The organism is Aeromonas sp. HMWF014 (genome assembly GCF_963878295.1).
Taxonomy (GTDB): Bacteria; Pseudomonadota; Gammaproteobacteria; order Enterobacterales; family Aeromonadaceae; genus Aeromonas; species Aeromonas popoffii.
The window spans coordinates 1-5,187 of sequence record NZ_CAWNYS010000166.1 but is presented as its reverse complement, the minus strand read 5'-3'; the positions used below and the strand labels follow the sequence as shown (position 1 = coordinate 5,187).

Here is a 5,187-nt window from a genome sequence, read left to right as displayed (position 1 = left end):
ATGTAGGCGAGCGCCTCGTCCAGGCTGTCGTAGGGCACCAAGGGTAACAGGGGGCCGAAGATCTCCTGCTGCATCAGCTGGCAGTGGTTGGGCACCTCGGTCAGCAGGTGGGGCATCAGCCGGTGAGCGACGTCGTCCCGGGCCGGGTTGCCGCAGGGGTGCACTTGCGCACCTGCCTGTTCGGCCTCGGCCAGCCAGCCGGTGAGTCGTTCATACTGGCGCGCATTGATGATGGAGCCGTAATCCGGGCTCCCCAGCCCTTGGGGATAGAGGCGAGCGAAGTGGTTGCGGTAGGCCTCGATAAAGGCATGTTCCTGGCCCCGTGGCAGCAGCACATAGTCGGGGGCCACGCAGATCTGGCCGGCGTTGAGGCTCTTGCCGAAGATCATCCGCTCCACCGCGAGCGCTATGGGCATGTCAGGGGCGATGAGGCAGGGACTCTTGCCACCGAGCTCCAGGGTGATCGGGGTGAGCTGGGGAGCCGCGGCAGCCATTACCAGCTTGCCCACTGCGGTCGAGCCGGTGAACAGTAGGTGATCGAACGGGAGTGCACTGAACGCGGCAGCCATCTGGGCATCACCCTCGACCACGGTGACCTCATTCTCATCAAACACCTGGTCCAGCAAGGTGCGCAGCACGGCGTTGGTGTGAGGGGTGAATTCGGAGAGTTTGAGCATGGCCCGGTTGCCGGCGGCGATGGCGCTGATGAGGGGGCCCAGGCTCAGCATCACGGGGAAGTTCCACGGCACTATGATGCCGACTACCCCGAGTGGTTGATAGAACACCTCGACCCTGGCCGGGGCCAGCAGCAGTCCCGTGTGACGGCGGTGCGGGCGCATCCAGCGCTTGATCCGCCGCTGGGTGTAGTTGATCTGCATGACGCAGGGGAGTATGTCGGCGATCAAGCTGTCGTAGTCGCTACGCTGGCCATAATCCAGGGCCAGGGCGTCACACAGCGGCTGCTTGTAGGCCAGCAGGGCGCGTTTGAGCTGGCTCAAATGGGCTCTTCGCTCGCTCAGACCTGGCATGGGATTGGCCTGACAAGCCTGTCTGAGCCTGTCCAGCTTGCCTGGTAGCGACAGCTTGTCTGTGGTGTTCTCCTGCAACTGAACCGCTTCCATGGCATACCTCGTGCGTTAATTGACCGACTGATTGGTCGGTCTAAATCTAGCGGCTTATTAATCGGCTGTAAAGTTTTGCCATCTGGCTTAGCATAGGGTCGCGGATGACTCACCTGTGAACTGTGCGACCCACCACCGTTTCGAGATTTGGTGGTTGGTGACTTATCCAATTAGGGGTAGTTTTTGGCCATCAACCTACAAGGAATGAGCGACATGACCAAGGAACTGAACAGCTTGTTGGCCCGGCTTGATGATGTGGTTGAGCGGATGCCGGATTGTTTCAACACCTATGAATTTGCCCAGAAGCTGGCACTGCAACACCAGCGCGAGTTCTTTGCCGCAGGCCACTCCCTGGCCGAGCAGGAGGGGCGCCTGCTACAGGTGCTGCATCAGAAGATTGCCGAGGCGCTGGCCAGTAGCGATGTGGTGATCGAGGGGGCCTTGTTGCCGTGCGTCACCCCCTGGGGCGAGAAAGCCACCTCGCCGCGCTGGCATCGCAAGCGCTGAGCACAGAAACAAGCATTGAGAAGGGCCCGTGACGGGCCCTTCTCAATGCTTGTGGCGGCGTGGCTCATTGCGTCAGGCGGCGAGCCTGCCAGTAGCGGCTGTTCCAGTAGACATTATCGAGGCGCGAGCGGATCACCCCCTTGCTGGTGGAGGCGTGGATAAACTCCCCGGCCCCTGTGTAGACGCCGACATGGTATTGCTGCCAGCCGGTCTTGAAAAAGACCAAATCCCCGTGCTGCAACCGGTAGCGATCGACCGGCGTGCCCAGGCTAGCCTGGGATTCAGTGGTTCTGGGCAGGTTGAAGCCGAGCACCTGCTGATAGGCAAGCTGGGTGAAGGCGGAGCAGTCGAGCCCGGCCCTGCTGGATCCGCCCATGCGATAGGGCACGCCGCGCCATTGCTGGTAGAAGCCGTCGAAGGCACTGCTCTGACGGGGTGGTGGTGGTGGTTCGGGCGTGCTGGAACAGGCGCCCAGCAACAGGGCCAGCAGGGGCAGCAGTAACTTGCAATGCATGGGGGCTCCTTCGATCAGGTAACCTGCTCATCATAAACGGGGTTTGGGGCTCGAACATAGCCTTGCTGGCAATCAACAGCACCTGAGTATCCAGCAAGGACATAGACCGAGTGAGGTTATGCTATCGATAGTATTCATATTTAATAATATCTGGCGATTATCTGGAATGAGCATTTCAATATTAAAGTAATTATTCCATTTAAATATAAGTGATTTTATGGTTAACATTGTTGATGCCACAGTGTGATATGTGTTACGTTTGAGTATCAGGGTGATTTGTTATGATAAAATGGTATTACAGCTGGTAGCGAGACATGTCACGCCCGTCATCCATATGATGGCAGAAAACGAGATATATCTGAGTTTATTTCCGTCATGGGTTCACTGGGCAATATGTAACCTGTGGCGGGCGTTGCCTGAAAATATCACCAGACAGAGGAGGGGCTCCCTATGATATTTATCTCATAGCCCTGAGTGTTTCCTCGCGGCAGAATGCCGAAGGCATCAGGCTCCCGCTTCATCGTTCAGGCCGATGAACAGGGAAAAACAGATGTCGCCCGTATCAAAAATGGGCAGCGCTATGATAGCGCGACAACCGTTTAATAGTATCGGCGAGCGCCGAATATTCTATTTTAGACCGTATCGTAGTCCTTGTTTTGTCATATGAAAGACCCACCATAAACACGTTGTTCATTCACGATGATAAAAATGGTTGGCATTGAGCGGCAAGCAAGCAGAATCACGCGAAAATATAACTATCAACAATAGGTTTGTGCTGTTTCGCCTCATGATGGAAATAGTCTGGCGTGATTCGACATGGAGTTCACAATGAAAAATAAAAAACCACGCACATTCATTACCCGGGTTCCCACTCTCAGTTTGCTCGCCCTGGCTTTGCTGGCAGGCAGCGTGCAGGCCGAAGACATAGGCGAGCGTACCGATCAGGGCACCACCATGCTGGCCAGCCTGCAATCGGAGCAGGGACTTGTCTACTTCAACGCCAACATCTGGCTGGATGAGCAGCAAGCCATCAGGGGGCTGACCCCTGAGCAGCTGCGCGAACGCGTGCTGGTGCAGGGGGATCGCGTCTTCATCGATTTCAGTGCCATCACGGATAAGGACCAGCGGCAACAGGCCAGAAAGGCCATGGCGCGGCTGACCGGTATCTCGTTCGATGCCGACTGGGTGCTGGTTTCCGCCTACAAGGGGGCGCTGCTGTTTACCCCGTTGGGGGGCGTTGATGACCCGGCTTTCTATCAGATGATGGAGCGGGTCGAGAGTCTTGTCAGGCGGGACCAACGCTCCCTGATCCAGCCGGCCGCCGCCGATGCCGGCTTGCCCCATGTGGCCTTCTACCTCAACGTCAATCGCAAGATCACCGCTGCCGAGTGTACCTTCCCGCGTTCGCGCACCTGGGGTCGGGGGGATCGATTGTTCTGTGACTCGCCGAACATCTCGCTGGTTTATCGGGTGAATCTGGAGCGTTCCCTGCAATTTGGCAACACGGGCTCTGCCACGCCGGATGCCAAGATAGTGCGGATCTCGCTGGATGAGGAGTCGGCCGGTGCCGGCATCCAGCTCAACGAAGAGCTGACTTGGAGCGAGAACGTTGTCGATTACGCCGTGATCGACGGCTGGCTGTGGGACTATGCCACCGATGCCATCGCCCAGGACTACCGTTTCACCATCGAAGCCTCCAACGGCAAGGCGGCCGTGCTCAAGAGCCTGCCCACCAACCTCAACAGCAAGTATGAGCATCGCGAGATCTCCGGCTTCGAGGTGGGGGTCAGCGGCGGTGGCGAGGTGAACAAGGATGGGCCCAAGGTCAAGCTGGATGCCTCGGCCAAGTTCAGCCAGCAGCGCCATCTCGCCTACAACACCCAGGACTATCGGGTCGAACGTTCGGCCCCCAGCGCCCAGAAGGTGAGTTTCAGCTGGGTGCGGGAGCAATATGCCACCGCGGAGTCTCTGCTCTCTTCCCAGACGGCTGGCGTCTGGGATATGAAGTACCCTGTGGAGCACAGCCGCATCAAGCCGCTCAGCTACAAGGGCTTCGTGCCGAATCTGGACGTCATCTACATGGCAGGACCCAACGAGCAGGGTAGCACCACGTTCACGATTGATTCTTCGGTCAACATCCGCCCCATCTACACCGGCATCTATCAGCATTTCTACGTGGTGGGAGCGCATGCCTCCTTTCACGGCTTCGAAGATGAGGACAAGCGTAGACGGGTGGCCGCCTCCACCCGCTTCACTGTGGATTGGAACCACCCGGTGTTTACCGGCGGTCGCCCGGTCAACCTGCAGCTGGGGGGCGTTGACAACCGTTGCCTGAGCACCGATGCCCAACAAGGCGTGAGCGCCGTGACGTGTAGCGAGACCTCGACCGACCAGTCCTTCATCTATGACCAGTACGGCCGCTATGTCAGTGCGCGGGATACCGACTACTGCCTGGATGCTAACAACCTGGGCCAGTTGCAGCGCTGCAGCCTGAGTCTGGGGCAACGCTGGGAGTGGAAACCGGGGAGTGATCAGCTGAGCAACCTGAGTGCCCATCAGCTGCTGGGGCATAACAAGCAGACGGGGGCGCTGTCGCTCTATGGCGAGAATGGCCAGCCTGGCGACGTCAGCCTGCGTACCCTGACCGCCTACACCCGGATCTTCGGGTCGCCAATAGGAAACTGATTGAGTGTTGGTGTCTTGACCAATAAAAATGCCGGTAACTTACCGGCGTTTTCATGGAGGTCAGCCGAGAGTCAGGCCTTGGGTTCGATCAGCGGGGTGAGCAGCGCGGCCAGTTTGTATAAAGTCTCTACCCGGGTGGTGCCGAGCCCGGCACCGACCAACAGGGGCAGCCGTAACTTGCTATGCATGGGGGCTCTTTTGACCAGGTGACCCGCTCATCATAAGCGGGGTTTGGGGCTCGAACATAGCCTTGCTGGCAATCAACAGCACCTGAGCATCCAGCAAGGACATAGATCGAGTGAGGTTATATTATCGATAGTATTCATATTTAATAATATCTGGCGATTATCTGGAATGAGC

The 5,187-nt window shown here is 57.8% G+C and carries 4 protein-coding genes; 2 read left to right on the top strand and 2 right to left on the bottom strand.

The window, feature by feature from the left end; genetic code table 11:
- Nucleotides 1–1,121 (bottom strand): aldehyde dehydrogenase family protein (locus AAC083_RS06575; RefSeq protein ID WP_108536135.1); only part of this gene is annotated, 1,121 nt, incomplete at its 3' end.
- Nucleotides 1,122–1,334: 213 nt separating this feature from the next.
- On the opposite strand from AAC083_RS06575, the gene AAC083_RS06570 reads away from it, so the two are divergent.
- Nucleotides 1,335–1,628, top strand: a complete 294-nt coding sequence (locus AAC083_RS06570; protein WP_108536134.1) for a hypothetical protein — start codon at nucleotides 1,335–1,337, stop codon at nucleotides 1,626–1,628.
- Between the two features lie 64 nt (nucleotides 1,629–1,692).
- On the opposite strand, the gene AAC083_RS06565 is transcribed toward AAC083_RS06570, so the two are convergent.
- On the bottom strand, nucleotides 1,693–2,142 hold the full coding sequence (locus tag AAC083_RS06565; protein WP_108536133.1) for a C40 family peptidase: 450 nt from the start codon (nucleotides 2,140–2,142) through the stop codon (nucleotides 1,693–1,695).
- Between the two features lie 828 nt (nucleotides 2,143–2,970).
- On the opposite strand from AAC083_RS06565, the gene AAC083_RS06560 reads away from it, so the two are divergent.
- A complete protein-coding gene (locus AAC083_RS06560; RefSeq protein ID WP_108536132.1) occupies nucleotides 2,971–4,827 on the top strand; it encodes a leukocidin family pore-forming toxin in 1,857 nt (618 codons plus the stop codon).
- The last annotated feature ends 360 nt before the right edge of the window (nucleotides 4,828–5,187 follow it).

Bases quoted from the DNA above. Each gene is read 5' to 3' on its own strand.
- AAC083_RS06570 (WP_108536134.1), top strand. From the start codon at position 1,335: ATGACCAAGGAACTGAACAGCTTGTTGGCCCGGCTTGATGATGTGGTT.
- AAC083_RS06565 (WP_108536133.1), bottom strand. From the start codon at position 2,142: ATGCATTGCAAGTTACTGCTGCCCCTGCTGGCCCTGTTGCTGGGCGCC.
- AAC083_RS06560 (WP_108536132.1), top strand. From the start codon at position 2,971: ATGAAAAATAAAAAACCACGCACATTCATTACCCGGGTTCCCACTCTC.